The organism is Hymenobacter oligotrophus, from assembly GCF_003574965.1.
Taxonomy (GTDB): Bacteria; Bacteroidota; Bacteroidia; order Cytophagales; family Hymenobacteraceae; genus Solirubrum; species Solirubrum oligotrophum.
This window is the reverse complement of record NZ_CP032317.1, coordinates 3,537,834-3,553,312: the sequence shown is the minus strand read 5'-3', so window position 1 is coordinate 3,553,312 and position 15,479 is coordinate 3,537,834. Positions and strand designations below refer to the sequence as shown.

The following is a 15,479-nucleotide window of genomic DNA, read 5'->3' as shown; positions in this document are numbered from 1 at the left end:
GCACCCGCGTTAGTGCTGCGGGTGCCGGGGCTACGGGTTTTGTTTCTGACCTAGGGCCTAGGCAATGGGCCCGGGGCCGGGGTCGGCCTCGCGGCGCCGAAACGAGCTTGACAGCTCCGCGGGCCGCCGCTGCCGGTAGAAATAATCTTCGCTGTAGCTGGGCTGATCATAAAACGGCGAGGCTTTATCGCGGGTGGGCACGGGCAGCTGCAAGGCCCGCAGCATGGCCTCTTCGTAGTCGCGGCTGATGCTGATTTCCTGGTAAGGCGGGTAGTTCAGCACCGATTCGCTCGTGAGGGCCGGCACAAACACGTTGTCGCCGTCGTCGTCGAGAGCGGCGGCGCCAATGGGCAACAGTATGTGGCGCTCGTGCACGTTGATTTTGAGTGAGGCATCCAGTTCGATGTCGAGGTAGCGCACTTTCATGGCTTCGGGCTCTACAATCAGCTCGTACACGTCGCCGAACTTTTTGCCATCGGCGCCGCGCACCGACCAGCCCCGTACATCGGGGCTGCCGTCGGCCACTTCAAAATCGCGCAGGTCGCGCAAGCGCACCAGGTGCATGCCGTCGGCGCTGGGTATGGGCGAGGTTTCCATAGTAGGTGTCGGAAAGGAAGTGTAGGTGGTGGCCCTAGGTTTGCGCAGGTTTCTCGAGCACCCGCAGCACATTGGCTGCTTGCTGAAAAAACTCCTGCGTGGCGCGCTGCTCGGCCGGCGTGGCGGTGCGCCCGCTTAGTTGGTTGGCGCGCTCTACCAAGGCGTTGGTCTCGCGCTCCACGCTGCTGTAGCCGCGGCGCTGCATTTCCTGCATCAGCTCGGCGGCGGCCACCAAGCCCGGCCGCAACGAGCCGCCGCTGCTCAGGCGGCTGGTGGCGCTGGTCAGGTCGTTGCGCTTTTCGGCAATGGCTTGGTCGCGCAGGTCGGGGCGGTCGGCCATGCCCACCAGCACACCGCTAAGCAGCGTGAGGCCCCGCCGGGCGTAGTTGCCCGAGGCAGGGTCGTCGGCCACTAAGGCATAGAAGTCGGCTGGTTCCGCGGCGGCTTCGGCATCGTCTTCCGCTACCTCGGTTTCGGTTTCGCTAGCCAAGGCGCCCACCGAAGGGTCGCCGGTGGGCACTGCGGCACTTGCTGCGGCTGAGTCGTGGGTGGGCGCGCCGGGCGTTACGGTGCTTTCGGGTGCCGGGGCGGTGGGCGGCGGGCTTTGCTCGGGGCCGGGGTCGCGGCTCACGAGGTACCAGATACCTAGGCCCACCAGCAACAGGGCCAGCAGGATTAACAGCCACGGGCTGGCCGCCTTCTTTTTGCGTTGGATATTGATTTCAGCCATAGCTGCTGTCGAAGTAAAAGGTGTCTCTGGGCTAGCCATACGTTCGGCACCCGAAAATAGGTACTGCGCTATGGTTGTGCAGTACTGCCGGGCTGCCAGCCTAAGCTGCTCTACGAGCCCGCAAGCCGCAGCAGTGGTGGCCGGTAGCCTTGCCGCTGCACCAAACAACATGCGCGTTTGCTATTTTGCCCAGCGCCAACCACCTGAACCTAAATCGCATTACCACGATGCGCACCGAAATTCTTCGCACGCTTGCCGCCACTGCTCTGCGCCACAAACGATACCGGCTTTTGTGGGCGGTGCTGGCCGGTTATTTCATCTACCGTTTCGGAGCGGCAGTCGGCGAAACGCTCTACTTCCTTCAGCACTCTTAACCGAAAATTTACCGCGCCGCGCGCAGCTACGTTAGCCGCACGCGCGATTAAGCAGGCGGCTTTGCTGGCCGCCAACAAGAGCGGCGCCCTAGGTCTTGGCAGTTCATTGCACTGTCCGGACCTAGGGCGCCGCTCTTGTTTGCAGATGTGCTTAGGGCACTAAGCCGGCACGCGGCGGTACATTTTGGCCAACTGCTCCACGGCGTAATCTACCTCGTCGGCGGTGTTGTACTTGCTCATCGAGAAGCGCACGGCGCCGCGGGCCGGGTCGCAGCCCAGGGCCGTGAGCACGTGCGAACCGATGTTGGAGCCGCTGGTACAAGCCGAGCCGCCCGACGCCGATACGTGGTTGATATCGAGGTTGAAGAGCAGCATTTCGTTCAGGTCGGAAGGCGGCAGGCTCACGCTCAGCACCGTGTACAGGCTTTGGTCAGCCTCAGCCGACATGCCGTTGAACTGCACGTCCTCAATTTCGGCGCGCAGCTTGGCAATGAAGCGGTCCTTCAGCCCCTGTACGTGGCGGTGGTGCGCTTCCATGTCGCGGTAGGCAATTTCCAGCGCCTTGGCCAAGCCAACTACGCCGTACACGTTTTCGGTGCCGGCGCGCTGGTTGCGCTCCTGCGAGCCGCCATGAATGAGCGGCTGCACCTGCACCTCGGAGTTGGTGTACAGAAAACCCGCACCCTTCGGGCCATGAAACTTGTGCGCCGAGCCCACCAAAAAGTGCACCCCCAACTGGCGCACGTCGTGGCGGTAGTGGCCCATCGTCTGCACCGTATCGGTATGGAAGATGGCGCCGTGCTGCTTGCACAGTTCGCCAATGGCCTGAATGTCGTTGAGGTTGCCGATTTCGTTGTTGCCGTGCATCAGGCTCACAAACGAGCGGGTATGCGTACCAAGCAGCTCCTCGAGGTGCCCTAGGTCGAGGCGGCCGCGGTCATCGAAGCGCACGTAACTCAGCTCAATTTCGCCCGATTTCTCCAGCGCTTGCAGCGTGTGCAGCACGGCGTGGTGCTCCAGTTTGGAGGTAATGGCGTGCTTCAGCCCAAACGTACGAATAGAGCCGAATGCCGCGCAGTTATCGGCTTCGGTACCGCCCGAGGTAAAGCTGATTTCGGCCGGCGCCGCGTTGATCAGGTGCGCAATGGTTTTGCGGGCATTCTCCAAGGCGGCGCGCACCTTGCGGCCGTGCCCATGAATGGAGCTCGGGTTGCCGAAATGCTCGCGCATAAAGGGCAGCATGGCATCGAGCACCTCTGGATCGAGCGGGGTGGTAGCGGCGTTGTCGAAATAAACCGAAGGCTGGGTGTGGATCGGCGTCATGCGCTAGCGCGTTGGAGGGGTGGACTGCAAAAATAACGGTTTGCGAATGGCCGAACGCAGCGGCTCCCGTTTCGCGCCGTTCGTCCCTAGGTCAGCCAAGGTCCGAATACGCAAAACGGGAGCCGCATGTGGCCGGGCGGGCCGTTAGCCTTTCGCCGAGATAATCTCCTTGATGTCGCCGATGATCTTGTTGGCGAGGTGGTCGGCCGTAGCGTTCGATTCCGACTCGGCGTAAATGCGGATAATCGGTTCGGTGTTCGATTTGCGCAGGTGCACCCACTCTTTGTCGAACTCGATCTTCACGCCATCGATGGTGTTGATGGGCTGCTTGGCGTACCGCTCCTGCATCTGCACCAGCACTTGGTCGGTGTTGATTTCGGGCGTTAGCTCAATCTTGTTTTTCGAGATGAAGTAGTTCGGGTACGAAGCGCGCAGGGCCGTCATGGTTTTGCCCGTTTTGGCCAAGTGCGTCAGGAACAACGCAATGCCTACCAACGCGTCGCGGCCGTAGTGCAGCTCGGGGTAAATGATGCCGCCGTTGCCTTCGCCGCCAATTACGGCGTTGGTCTGCTTCATCATGGTTACCACGTTCACCTCGCCTACCGCGGCGGCGGCGTAGGAACCGCCGTGCTTCTCGGTTACGTCGCGCAGGGCGCGGGTGCTGCTCAGGTTGCTCACGGTGTTGCCGCCGCCTTGCTGCTGAAGCACATAGTCGGCCACAGCTACCAGTGTGTACTCTTCGCCGAACATCGAGCCGTTTTCGCTTACCAGCGCGAGGCGGTCAACGTCGGGGTCAACCACAATGCCGAGGTCGAAGTGGCCTTTCTCCATCACCCGCGAAATGTCGCGCAGGTTCTCGGGCAGCGGCTCGGGGTTGTGGGCAAAGTCGCCGGTTGGCTCGCAAAACAGCTTTTCAATCTTTTGGACACCTAGGGCCTCGAGCAGCATCGGCACGGCAAACCCGCCCGACGAGTTTACGGCATCAACCGCTACTCGAAAGTTTTTAGCCCGGATGGCATCTACATCCACCAACGGCAGCGCCAAAATGGCTTCGATGTGCTTCTGCAATGCCTCCTCATCGGTGGTTACCTGCCCTAGGTTGTTTACCTGCGCAAAATCGAAAGCCTCTTGCTCAGCCAGTTCCAACACCAGCTTACCATCGGCGTCCGAGATAAACTCCCCTTTGTTGTTCAGTAGCTTAAGCGCGTTCCACTGCTTGGGGTTGTGCGAGGCCGTCAGGATAATACCACCGCCGGCTTGGCGTGCGGGCACGGCCATTTCAACGGTAGGGGTGGTCGAAAGCCCTAGGTCGATGACGTTGATGCCAAGCCCTTGAAGGGTTCCGATGACCAATTTATTGACCATGTCGCCGGAGATGCGCGCGTCGCGCCCCACCACGATGGTGCGGTTCTGGGTTTGGTTGAGCACCCACGTGCCGAAAGCGGCCGTGAATTTTACCACGTCGATGGGGGTGAGAGCCTCTCCCGCCGCGCCGCCAATGGTGCCCCGAATGCCCGAAATGGATTTGATTAGTGCCACAAGCAATGTAATTTTTTCAGCGGGCAAAAGTAACGAATCCTGCCCGGCTCGCCTACAACCGCCCGTGGCGGTGGCGCGTTCGGCAGGGGTACAGTATATTTGACAATCATGGAGTACAACACTGCTGCCCGCCGGCCCGAGCAACTGGCCGCATTTGGACGTTTGCTGGATGTGCTGGACCGCTTGCGCGCCGAGTGCCCCTGGGACCGGAAGCAAACCATGCAAACGCTCCGCCACCTGACCATCGAGGAGACGTACGAGCTGGCCGATGCCATTTTGCGCGACGATTTGCCCGATGTGCAAAAAGAGCTCGGCGACGTAATGCTGCACCTCGTTTTCTACGCCAAAATCGCCAGCGAACAAGGCCGCTTCGATGTTGCCGATGTGCTTAACGCCCAGTGCGAAAAGCTTATTCACCGCCACCCGCACATCTACGGCGAAGTGCAGGCCGACACCGAAGAAGAAGTCAAGCGAAACTGGGAACAGCTGAAACTCAAGGAGAAAGGAAACAATTCTGTACTTGGCGGCGTACCTGTATCACTACCGGCGCTGGTTAAAGCCATGCGCATTCAGGAGAAAGCCCGCGGCGCCGGCTTTGATTGGGAGCACAAAGAGCAAGTTTGGGCCAAAGTGCAGGAGGAGCTGGCTGAATTTGGTGCTGAGTTTCGCGATGGCGAGATAGAAGATCGGGCCCGGGCCACCGCAGAGTTCGGCGATTTATTATTTTCTCTCGTAAACTTCGCTCGGTTCGCTGGTATCAACCCCGAAGAGGCCCTGGAGCAAACAAACCGCAAGTTTATCCGCCGCTTCCAGTACCTTGAAACCGCAGTAGCCCGCACCGGCCGCCCGCTCTCGGAGCTGACGCTGGCCGAGATGGATCGTTACTGGGAGGAAGCCAAGCAGTTGCCATCGGATGGCGCCTCGTCAACATCCGAGAAATAGCCTTTTTTTGAGTTAAACACCGGTTTAAACGCGTTAGACCCATTTTTAATTTGGCGACGCAAAGCCTTTTGTTTAGGTTTGCCAAGGATAGACCTAGTACGGACGAAGGCCCCGCGCACGAGCAGACCCACGTTTTTGACTTCTTTTCCCAGAAGCAAATCGTGCGGGTGAGCGGGGCTCCGCTGTCTTAGGTCATTCAGTAGTTTTCTACTTTCCAAGCACAGTTCAACCTTTTTCACCAACCAACTTTCCCTAATTCTCCGGAACAATGGAACAAAAGAATGCCATGAACAAGCCTGCGGCTCCGGCTCGTCCTGCTGCACCTGCGCCGAAGACAGGCGGCGAAGCGAAAGGCGGCTCTGTATTCGCTGCCATCGTAATTCCGCTGGCACTGGCAGTGGCAATTGCAATTTATAAGTTCGTTCTGGGTAACCCTGCCAACTTCCAGGGCGGCAACCCGGCCAACCACCCCCTACCCGGCAACTACCTGGGCATCGTGTACAAAGGCGGCTTCGTCGTACCGGTACTGATGTCGATGTTGATCATTGTGGTTACCTTCTCGATCGAGCGTTTCCTCACCATCAGCAAAGCAAAAGGCACGAAAGGTGTTGAAGGCTTCGTACGCACGGTACGTCAGAAGCTGAACGTGAACGACATCACCGGCGCTATCGCCGTTTGCGACCAGCAGAAAGGCTCGGTAGCCAACGTGGTTAAGGCTGGCCTGCTGAAGTACCAGGAGATGTCGCGCGAGCGTGGCATGGACAAAGACCAGAAGATCTTGGCTATCCAGAAAGAAATCGAAGAAACCACTGCTCTGGAGCTGCCCATGCTCGAGAAAAACCTGGTTATCATTTCGACGCTTGCTTCGGTTGCCACGCTGGTTGGTCTGCTAGGTACCGTATTCGGCATGATCAACGCATTCGCCGCTCTGGCTAACGCCGGTGCTCCGGATGCAGTAGGTCTGGCTAACGGTATTTCGGAAGCTCTTATCAACACCGCTCTGGGTATCTTGACGTCGGCCATTGCTATCGTGATGTACAACTTCTTCACGAGCAAGATTGACGAACTGACCTATAGCATCGACGAAGCTGGTTTCAGCATCATCCAAACCTTCGCTTCGCAGCACGGTGAGGAGCGCGTACACGGCGCTGCGTAAACTAAACGCACAACCTTGTACGTTACGGTTTCTGAAACCCTCTTAACTAGCTAGAAATGCCTAAAGTAAAACCACACAGAACGTCGCCGTCGCTGGACATGACCCCGATGGTGGACTTGGCCTTCTTGCTGGTAACCTTCTTCATGCTTACCGCTACGCCGTCGGAAGACGTAGCTGTGGTGGTAGACACCCCTTCGTCCACATCGGAAAAACAGTTGCCCGAGAAGAACGTTGTCCAGCTTACCATCGACAAGGATAAGCGCGTGTTCTTTTCCATGTCGGGTCAGCCCATCAAAATCAAAACGCTGGATCAGATTGCTGGTAAGTACAACCTTACCTTCACGCCGGCACAAAAGCAGCGCTTTGCCGCTTTGCCCGATTTTGGGGTACCTGTACAACAACTTCCCGCCTACCTCAGCCTGAGCACGGAAGACCGCAAAGCCTACAAGCAGCCCGGCATCCCGTACGACTCGCTCAACAATCAGATGATTGAATGGGTGATGGCAGCTCGCTCGGTAAGCGTGGGCCAGTTCCAGCAAGCGCCTTACATCGCTATTAAAGGCGACGGACAGGCGGATGTGCCGACGGTGAAGGATGTTATCGAATCGCTGCAGGAAAAGAAGTTGAACCGTTTCTACCTCATCACCGACCTGGAAATGCAGCCGGTGGCTAGCAAATAAGCTCAATGGCAGAAATACAACAACAAGCCGACTCCGGCGGAAAAGGCGGGAAGAAGCGGGCCAAGAAAATGTCGACCAAAATCGACATGACCCCGATGGTGGACTTGGCCTTCCTGCTGCTGACCTTCTTCATGCTGACCACCACGTTTGCAAAACCAAACGTGATGCAGATTACAATGCCGGTACCGCCGGAGCCAAATGACCCCGAGCCGCTGGCTCTGAAAGCGTCGGAGGCCTTTACGGTACTGTTGGGCGAGAAAAACAAGGTTTACTACTACGAAGGCCTTGTTGATGCAACCAGCAAGCCCGAGCTGAAGGTTACCGATTTCTCGAGCAACGGCATTCGCAAAACCTTGCTAGAGCGTCGGAGCCGCGTACCGAACACTACGGTGCTCATCAAGCCGGCCGACAACTCGAACTACAAAAACATGGTCGACATCCTCGACGAAATGAACATCACGCAGCAAAAGAAGTACGCGCTGGTTGACATTTCGAAAGACGACTCAGACCTGATTCAATCTTCTGGCCTATGATGGATAACGCCCAAATTGCCCGGGCTTCCTTCGAAGACATTGTTTTCGAAGGCCGTAATAAAGCCTACGGAGCGTACGTACTGCGCAAGCTGTACAACAAGCACGTAACGCGGGCTTTCCTGGTGGCCACCATCCTCTTCGCCTTATTTGTGTGTGCACCGCTGATTGCGCGCTTGCTCACGCCGAAAGAAGAAGTGGTTGAGAAGGCCAAAAAGGAAACGGAAATTGTGCTGGAAGCTCCGCCCTTGGAGAACCAGCCGCCGCCCCCTCCGCCCCCGCCCCCCACGGCGCCGCCGCCCCCTCCGCCCAAGCTCTCGACTATCAAATTCACCCCGCCCGTTGTTAAGCGCGACGAAGAGGTGAAAAAAGTAGAAGAGATTCCGGATCAGGAGGAACTGGAAGACAAAGTGGTGGCTACGGCAACCGTAAAAGGTAACACCGACAACCCCCTCGACCTAAGCGGCCTCGGCGACGAAGGCAACAAGGTTGTGGAAGATGTAGTGGAGCAGAAGGTCTATACCTACGTAGAACAGATGCCCACCCCTCCTGGTGGTATGGAAGGCCTGATGCAATACCTCGGTAAAAACATCAAGTACCCGCCGCTGGCACTTCGCAACCAGGTTGAAGGTAAAGTATTCGTGAACTTCGTAGTAGGCCCCAACGGCGACATTTCCAACGTAACGGTGACGAAAGGCATCGGCGCTGGCTGCGACGAAGAAGCAGTACGAGTTATCAAAGGCATGCCTTCTTGGACGCCTGGTAAACAGAACGGCCGCGCCGTTAGCGTGTCGTACACCGTTCCGGTTACCTTCACCATCAAGTAATTTCGCTGGCCCCTAGGGGTAGCAAATATGGCCCGGTACAAGCACTTGCTTGTGCCGGGCTTTTGCTTTGGGGGTAACTGTATTTTTTGAGGCCAGTTGCATACTGCAGCGGAACTGCCGTGCGTTTTGGGTAATGAAGGCGCTACCTAGGGATTGTGCGGCAGGGTAAGAGTTAGGCAGGCCAGAAGCAAAGCTGTACCACCGTTCACCTAACCCAATAACCTGTTATGACTCCGCTTCAGCTACGCCCGCCAACCCTCGACGAAATTGTGTTCGAAGGCCGCAACAAGGCTTATGGAGCCTTCGAACTGCGCCAGTCCTACCCACAACACTTGCGCCGCGCTTTGGCCATTGCCATAGCTTTGTTTGCGTTGCTGGTTGTGGTTCCGCTGGTGGCAAGCCGCCTGCGGAACAACGCCGCTTTGCCAGCGCCTGTGCTCAACGACGAACCCACCGTGACGCTTACAGATGTGGTTTTGCCACCCAAAGCGGTGGAGCCAGTAGTTACGCCACCGCCTGCCGCAGCCAAAGCTCCTCAATACAAGGAATTAGCTACCCGCGTGGTGCCGGATGCAGTAGTGCCTCCGCGCCCCGAACAAACCAATGTTTCGGAGGATGCTTTGTTGACAACGGTTGCTGCTCCTAAAGCCGACACCGGCGCTGCGGCAAGCGTATCGCCTGACGGAGCCGCTGAAGGGATCAGCGCACCGGCCACAGGCACAGCTGCGGCACCCAAGGAAGAGGTGTTTATCCATGCCGAAGTAATGCCCGAGTTTGAAGGCGGACAAGCGGCGTTGGTCAAATACTTGCAGCGCAACCTGCGTTATCCGGCGCAAGCCCTAGGTTCGAAAAAGGAAGGTAAGGTGTTCGTGGCTTTCACGGTAAATACGCTCGGCGAAATCACGGACGTGGAGGTTATCAAAGGCTTGGGCCACGGCACCGACGAGGAGGCCGCCCGCGTAATCAGGGCTATGCCGCGCTGGCAAGCCGGTAAGCAAAACGGCCGCTCGGTTTCGGTACGCTACACGCTCCCTATCACCTTCAAAATAGCGCAATAAGCGGGCGCAACTCTGCCTGCGCCTGAGGTTGTATTTTTAGGTCGCAAAAGCCTGCCCGAGCAATATTTTCGGGCAGGCTTTTGGCTTTAAGTTGGCAACATTCGAAATGCTATATCTTCTTTGCGAGAACAAACGTTCTACTTTTACGCGTTAGGATAGGCAAATCCTTCTCCCAACACCATTCAGCATATGCTAAATACCGATGCGGACGAGCGCATAAATCGTGGCCGAAGCCAACGCGTGGCCATGCGCTACTTCGTGCTTCTAATGGCCGCTGTTTACGTAGGCTTGGGCGCTTTCTTGCTGGCGGCGCCGGCGCATATGTTCGCCTTGGCCCCTACTGCCCGCCGCGTTGTGGGCGGCTTGTTTGTTCTTTACGGCCTGATTCGCTTCTTCCGCACTTTTCGTCAGCACTTCCGCAACCGCCATGACTCTTTTCAGCGCTAAAGGCCGCACGGTGGCTTGGGCTGCACTGGCCCTAGGTGCCACCCTGCTCAGCAGCTGCAACCGCACCAACCCCGATGGCTCGGTGGCCGTCGAAGATACGCCCACCACGGGCAACGTTCGCGTTAGCATCGACAACACCTTCGAGCCCATCCTGAAGTCGCACGTCGATACTTTCCAGAAGCTTTATCAGTACGCGCGCATCGACGCGAGCTACAAGCCCGAGCAAGAAGCCATGCGCGATTTGCTCGACGACAAAGTACGCGCGGTGGTGGTGGCACGCCCCCTGAACACCGACGAGCAAGCCGTGTTCGACAGGTTGAAGATTGTGCCGCGCACGACGCCTATTGCTACCGACGGCGTGGCCATTATCGTGCATCCTTCCAACCCCGACTCGTTGCTGACCCTGGTGCAGCTGCGCGATATTTTCATGGGTACGGCCACTAAGTGGAGCCAGGTAGGCAGTAAGGCTAGCAAACTCGGCGTCATTAACGTGGTATTCGACCAGAACCGCTCCAGTACGGCCCGCTACGTGCAAGACTCGATAACGCGCGGAGCGGCTTTGTCGAAGCAAGTGTTTGCCAGCGAATCGAACCCCAAGCTCATCGATTACGTTGCAACGCATCCGAATGCCATTGGCGTAATCGGCGTTAACTGGATCAGCGACCAAGATGACTCACAAGCCCAAGGCTTTTTGCATAAGGTGCGCGTAGCTGCCATTAGCAAGGCTTCGCAGCCCACCCGCACCAGCGACTACGTAAAACCTTACCAAGCGTACTTGGCCACGGGCGAATACCCGCTGCGCCGCAAGCTCTTTATCATCAGCCGCGAGGCCCGCGCCGGTCTTGGCACTGGGTTTGCATCCTTTGTTGCCGGTAACAAAGGGCAACTCATTTTTCTTAAATCGGGTTTAATGCCTGCTACCGGTCAGGTGCGGCTTGTGCAAGCCAACCGCCAGTAGTGTGGTTGCCACACACCTGTTGAAACCGTCTCACTCTCTTTTCACTCACCCTCACCTCATGAACAATAAGCCCTGGAAGCTCACGCTCCTCGCTGCTTTCTCGCTGGCCGGCACTGCGGCATTTGCCCAGAACGTGCAAAGCGCCCAGAAGGCCATTCAGCTTGAGCGCTACAGCGAAGCTAAGCGTACGCTGTTGCCGCAAGCCAACACGAACTTTGAAGCTGCATTTGAGCTTGGCCGCCTGTACCAGAAACAGGAAAAAACCGATTCGGCTGCTTACTACTTCAACTTGGCCTCCAACGACCCTAAGTCGCCGATGGCCAGGGTGTCTGCCGGCCGGGCTTACCTTGCGCAGGGCAAAAAGGCCGACGCGGAAGCGCAGTTTGAGGCCGCTGCCAAAATGAGCAAGAACAAGGATGCCAAAGTTCTGGCAGCCATTGGCCAGGCCTACGCCGAGTCCGATGTTAAGGACAGCCAGAAGGGCATTGATTACCTGAACCAAGCCCTTAAGCTGAACAAGAAGGACGACCCGGCTATGCTGGTTGCCCTAGGTGACATTTACGAAAAGCGCGAAAACGGCGGCGGCGAAGCCATGACGGCTTACGACCGTGCCCTGAGCGCCGACCCCAACTACCTGCCTGCTTACTACCGCAAAGGCCGGTTGAACGTGCGCGCCCGCAACGGCAAAGATGCCTTGGCCAACTTCCAGAAGGTAACCAGCATCGACCCGAACTTTGCGCCGGTGTACCGCGAAATGGCCGACATGTACTACTACGCCGGCCAGTATGATCAGGCGTCGCAGACGATGAAAAAGTACACCGACATGTCGGAGAAGTCGCCCAATACCCAAGCGACTTATGCCGCCTTCCTGTACTTGAACAAGAAGTACCCGGAAGCTCTGACGCAGATTCAGGAAGTGTTGGCCAAGGATCCGACCAACGTGACCATGAACCGCCTGTTGGCTTACTCGCTGTTCGAATCGGGCCAGAACGACCAGGCTGTGGCTGCTATGGACAAGTACATGAAGATGGTTCCGCAGGACAAAATCCTGACGGAGGACTACGTGTACCAAGGCAAAATTCTGACGAAAGCCGGCCGTTCCGACGAGGGCATTGCCATCATCGAGCGTGCTATTAAGGCTGACCCCAGCAAAGCTTCCGAACTGCAAAACGATTTGGCTTCGGCTTACCTGCTGAAGAAAGATTACCCGAAGGCCATTGCCGTGTACAAAGCCAAAATGGCTGGCGGCGCGCAGCTAACCGACCAGGTGCGCTTGGCCAACGTGTACTCGCTCAACAAGCAGTACCAGCAATCCGATAGCCTGCTGAACATTGTAATAACGGCTCGCCCCACCTACGCCCCCGGCTACCTGCTGCGTGCGCAAGCCAACGCCAACCTCGACCCCGATACCAAGCAAGGGTTGGCCAAACCGCACTACGAGAAGTACATCGAGCTAGCCAAAGCCGACCCGGAGAAAAATAAAACCGGCCTGGCCGAAGCTTACCGCTACCTGGGCTACTACCACTACCAGAAAGGCGACAAGCAGGCTTCGCTCCCGTTCTGGCAGCAGGCCCTGGCCCTCAACCCCGGCGATGCGCAAGCCACGGCTGCTATCAACGACATTAGCGGCAAAGGCAAAACCGCTACCAAAGCTCCGGTGAAGAAAAAGTAACCTAGGGCTTACCCTACAAGCAAAAGCCCGCTACGTGCTCGTAGCGGGCTTTTTTGTGGCCATTTGGAAGCGTTACTAAGCCAGTTGGGCAGCGTATTTTTCCCAACGCTCCAGCGCCGTCCGAAAATCGGCCGGCAACTCCACCTCAAACTGCAGGTGCTGGCCCGTGGTGGGGTGCACGAAACCTAGGGATTTAGCGTGCAAGGCTTGGCGCGGTAGCACCTCAAAGGTATTCTCTACGAAGGTTTTGTAAGAGCCCGTGCGTTGCCCGTACAAAATACGGTCGCCGCCGTAGGCTGCATCGGCAAAGAGCGGGTGCCCTAGGTGCTTCATGTGCGCCCGGATTTGGTGCGTGCGGCCGGTTTCGAGGTTGCACTGCAGCAGGCTTACGCTTCCGAAGCTTTGCAACACGCGGTAGTGCGTTACGGCATGTTTGCCCACGTCGCTGCCTTCCGGAAACACGGTCATCAGCTTACGATCTTTGGGGTGCCGCCCAATGTTTCCCCTAATGGTGCCTTGCGCCTCCTTGGGTACGCCCCACACCAAAGCTAAGTATGTCCGCTCGATGGTGTGGTAGAAGAACTGGTTTGAAAGATGCGTCATGGCCAGCTCGGTTTTACCGATGACCAACAGCCCCGAGGTGTCCTTGTCGATGCGGTGTATGAGGCCAGGCCGGATGGCGCCGTTGCGGCCCGTAGGCAGGTTTTGCAAGTGCCAGGCCAAGCCGTTTACCAGCGTGCCGTTCCAGTTGCCGTAGGCCGGGTGCACCACCATGCCGGCAGGCTTGTTTACGAGCAGCAGTTGGTCGTCTTCGTAGCGGATGTCCAGCTCCATGGCCTCCGGCACGACTTTGTCTTCCCTAGGTGGCTCGGGCAGCGTCACGGTAATCACGTCGCCGGGCTTCACTTTGTAGCTCGGCTTGGCGGGCTTGCCGTTCACTTGCACCGCTTCGGCCTCAATGCCGGCCTGCACTTTGGTGCGCGATACGTTGGGCAAGCGGTTAAGCAAAAACTTATCGAGCCGCATGGGCTCCTGCCGCCCATCGGCCTGAATCCGGTGGTGCTCGTAAAGCTCGTCTTCTTCGGCCGCGGCACCTAGGGCGAGGTCATCGGGCAGCAAATCGGGGTTTAGCTCGTGCATAGCGGCGGTAAGCGCAGTGGAATGCAAACATAAAAGCCGGGGCCTGGCAGCAGGCCCCGGCTTTCGGGAATAGCGGCAGAAGAATTACTTCTTCTTAACCTTGGTTTTGCTGCTGGCGGGCTGAGCGGCCGGCGTAGCAGGCGTGGTGCTGGCGGGCTTGGCCGAGGCAGCGGCCTGGTTATTCTGGCCGGGCGTTACGCCCATTTCTTTCAGTACCAGGTCCGAGATGTCGCCATCTTTCGGGCCGTGTAGCAGAATAGGCGTGGTGCCAAAGCCTGCATCGGAGTTGAACACGTAGGTATAGCCGTTTTTGTCAGCTACCACGTCAATGGTCTTCTGCAGCTTGTCGTACACGGGCTTCAGCAACTGCTGTTGCTTTTGCTGCACCGACGATTCGGCGTTGCGCTGAAACTCCTGAATGGACTGCTGAAGGTTGGTCAGCTCTTTTTCTTTATCGGCACGCACCGGGTCCGACATCGTGGCGGCACCCTTTTGGTAGGCTTCGGCCTTCGTCTGGTACTCCTGGTACTTGGTTTTCAGCTGGTTTTCCAGCTGGGTGCTGTAGTCCTTCAGCTGCGATTCGATCTGACGGCTTTCGGGCATCTGGCTCAACACATAATCAACGTTGGTGTAGCCGATTTTCAGCGAAGCCGACGCAGTGGCCGGAGCAGTCTGAGCCAGGGCGGCAGGAGCGGCAGCCAGCGTAAGGGCTGCGGCGGCCAACACGAGGCGAAACTTGCGGGTCAGGGTCATTGAGAGGAAAAAGTCAGGAGGGTTAGATTCACAAAGTTAATTATTCCGGGCACCTGGGCGGGCGGGCTGCTTGCCCTTAGCCGGTGTCGCGGGTTTGGCGGCCGGGCGTTGGTCCTCAAACTCCGCGTCGTCGGCGGTGCCGCCGGGCGTGGTCGGGGTCTGAACGCTGCGTACCGGGCCTTTGGCAGCAGGCTGGTTGCGCTCTTCAGATGCTAAACCCAATTCCTCCAGCACAAATTCCGTGTAATCGTGCGCAGGGTTGGTGTAAAGCATGGTCAGGTCGCCGGATTTGTCGAAAATAATGGCCAATTGCTTCTTCTTAGCCACTTTTTCAACCGCTTCAAACACCTGATCCTGCACCGGCTTGGTTAGCTCCTGACGCTTTTTAAACAACTGTCCTTCGTAACCGAAGACCTTGTTCTGGTACGCCTTGATGTCTTGCTCCTTTTTGAGGATTTCGTCCTGGCGCTTCTTCTTCATGGGTTCGGTCAGCAGCACTTCCTCGGCTTGGTAAGTGCGGTACAACCGGTCAAGGTCCTTTTTCTGGGCCTCGATGTCCTTCTGCCAGTTCTGCGACAGGGTGTTGAGCTCTTGCTGCGCTTGCGCATAAGCGGGCATTTTGCCCATGATGAACTCCGAGTCGATGTAGCCGAATTTCTGGGCCTGCACCCGGGCAGGCATCAGCGCTAGCCACAATAGCGGCAGCACAAACAATAGTCGTTTCATATGCTACAGAACGCCGGCCCTAGGTGG

17 protein-coding genes are annotated in these 15,479 nt (G+C 57.6%); 10 read left to right on the top strand and 7 right to left on the bottom strand.

Annotated features, from left to right (window positions below; all coding sequences use genetic code 11):
* Nucleotides 1-57: 57 nt before the first annotated feature.
* Nucleotides 58-597: a PRC-barrel domain-containing protein gene (locus tag D3Y59_RS15295; protein ID WP_162910826.1), complete on the bottom strand. Its 540-nt coding sequence runs from the start codon at nucleotides 595-597 to the stop codon at nucleotides 58-60.
* A gap of 34 nt (nucleotides 598-631) precedes the next feature.
* Nucleotides 632-1,327: a hypothetical protein gene (locus D3Y59_RS15290; RefSeq protein ID WP_119445834.1), complete on the bottom strand. Its 696-nt coding sequence runs from the start codon at nucleotides 1,325-1,327 to the stop codon at nucleotides 632-634.
* Nucleotides 1,328-1,476: 149 nt separating this feature from the next.
* Between D3Y59_RS15290 and D3Y59_RS15285 the strand changes: the two genes are divergently transcribed.
* Nucleotides 1,477-1,701, top strand: a complete 225-nt coding sequence (locus D3Y59_RS15285; RefSeq protein ID WP_162910825.1) for a hypothetical protein — start codon at nucleotides 1,477-1,479, stop codon at nucleotides 1,699-1,701.
* A 159-nt stretch (nucleotides 1,702-1,860) separates the two neighbouring features.
* On the opposite strand, the gene D3Y59_RS15280 is transcribed toward D3Y59_RS15285, so the two are convergent.
* Both D3Y59_RS15280 and glmM read right to left on the bottom strand, forming a co-directional pair.
* Nucleotides 1,861-3,024, bottom strand: a complete 1,164-nt coding sequence (locus D3Y59_RS15280) for a cysteine desulfurase family protein (RefSeq protein WP_119445832.1) — start codon at nucleotides 3,022-3,024, stop codon at nucleotides 1,861-1,863.
* A gap of 144 nt (nucleotides 3,025-3,168) precedes the next feature.
* On the bottom strand, nucleotides 3,169-4,563 hold the full coding sequence (gene glmM, locus D3Y59_RS15275) for a phosphoglucosamine mutase (RefSeq protein ID WP_119446506.1): 1,395 nt from the start codon (nucleotides 4,561-4,563) through the stop codon (nucleotides 3,169-3,171).
* A 108-nt stretch (nucleotides 4,564-4,671) separates the two neighbouring features.
* Here glmM and mazG point away from each other — a divergent pair, with 108 nt between their 5' ends.
* From mazG to D3Y59_RS15230, 9 genes are all read left to right on the top strand, one after another.
* Nucleotides 4,672-5,505, top strand: a complete 834-nt coding sequence (gene mazG / locus D3Y59_RS15270; protein ID WP_119445831.1) for a nucleoside triphosphate pyrophosphohydrolase — start codon at nucleotides 4,672-4,674, stop codon at nucleotides 5,503-5,505.
* A 268-nt stretch (nucleotides 5,506-5,773) separates the two neighbouring features.
* On the top strand, nucleotides 5,774-6,661 hold the full coding sequence (locus D3Y59_RS15265) for a MotA/TolQ/ExbB proton channel family protein (RefSeq protein WP_240410394.1): 888 nt from the start codon (nucleotides 5,774-5,776) through the stop codon (nucleotides 6,659-6,661).
* A 56-nt stretch (nucleotides 6,662-6,717) separates the two neighbouring features.
* Nucleotides 6,718-7,341: an ExbD/TolR family protein gene (locus tag D3Y59_RS15260; RefSeq protein ID WP_059071976.1), complete on the top strand. Its 624-nt coding sequence runs from the start codon at nucleotides 6,718-6,720 to the stop codon at nucleotides 7,339-7,341.
* A gap of 5 nt (nucleotides 7,342-7,346) precedes the next feature.
* Nucleotides 7,347-7,874, top strand: coding sequence for an ExbD/TolR family protein (locus D3Y59_RS15255; RefSeq protein ID WP_119445830.1), 528 nt, complete (start codon nucleotides 7,347-7,349; stop codon nucleotides 7,872-7,874).
* Nucleotides 7,871-8,698: an energy transducer TonB gene (locus D3Y59_RS15250; protein ID WP_240410392.1), complete on the top strand. Its 828-nt coding sequence runs from the start codon at nucleotides 7,871-7,873 to the stop codon at nucleotides 8,696-8,698. Before D3Y59_RS15255 ends, D3Y59_RS15250 begins: the two co-directional genes overlap by 4 nt.
* Before the next feature lie 227 nt (nucleotides 8,699-8,925).
* Entirely contained in the window at nucleotides 8,926-9,756 is an 831-nt protein-coding gene (locus D3Y59_RS15245; protein WP_119445828.1) for an energy transducer TonB, read from the top strand.
* Nucleotides 9,757-9,945: 189 nt separating this feature from the next.
* Complete coding sequence (locus D3Y59_RS15240) at nucleotides 9,946-10,203, top strand: hypothetical protein (RefSeq protein ID WP_119445827.1); 258 nt, start codon at nucleotides 9,946-9,948, stop codon at nucleotides 10,201-10,203.
* Nucleotides 10,184-11,161 carry a PstS family phosphate ABC transporter substrate-binding protein gene (locus D3Y59_RS15235; protein ID WP_119445826.1) on the top strand — a complete coding sequence of 326 codons (978 nt, stop codon included), beginning with the start codon at nucleotides 10,184-10,186 and terminating at the stop codon, nucleotides 11,159-11,161. Before D3Y59_RS15240 ends, D3Y59_RS15235 begins: the two co-directional genes overlap by 20 nt.
* A 58-nt stretch (nucleotides 11,162-11,219) precedes the next feature.
* Nucleotides 11,220-12,833: a tetratricopeptide repeat protein gene (locus tag D3Y59_RS15230; RefSeq protein ID WP_119445825.1), complete on the top strand. Its 1,614-nt coding sequence runs from the start codon at nucleotides 11,220-11,222 to the stop codon at nucleotides 12,831-12,833.
* Between the two features lie 75 nt (nucleotides 12,834-12,908).
* Here the strand turns inward: D3Y59_RS15230 and D3Y59_RS15225 are convergent, their stop codons facing one another.
* From D3Y59_RS15225 to D3Y59_RS15215, 3 genes are all read right to left on the bottom strand, one after another.
* Nucleotides 12,909-13,973: an RluA family pseudouridine synthase gene (locus D3Y59_RS15225; protein ID WP_119445824.1), complete on the bottom strand. Its 1,065-nt coding sequence runs from the start codon at nucleotides 13,971-13,973 to the stop codon at nucleotides 12,909-12,911.
* A gap of 84 nt (nucleotides 13,974-14,057) precedes the next feature.
* Complete coding sequence (locus tag D3Y59_RS15220; RefSeq protein WP_119445823.1) at nucleotides 14,058-14,726, bottom strand: OmpH family outer membrane protein; 669 nt, start codon at nucleotides 14,724-14,726, stop codon at nucleotides 14,058-14,060.
* A gap of 36 nt (nucleotides 14,727-14,762) precedes the next feature.
* Nucleotides 14,763-15,452: an OmpH family outer membrane protein gene (locus D3Y59_RS15215; RefSeq protein ID WP_119445822.1), complete on the bottom strand. Its 690-nt coding sequence runs from the start codon at nucleotides 15,450-15,452 to the stop codon at nucleotides 14,763-14,765.
* Between the last annotated feature and the right edge of the window lie 27 nt (nucleotides 15,453-15,479).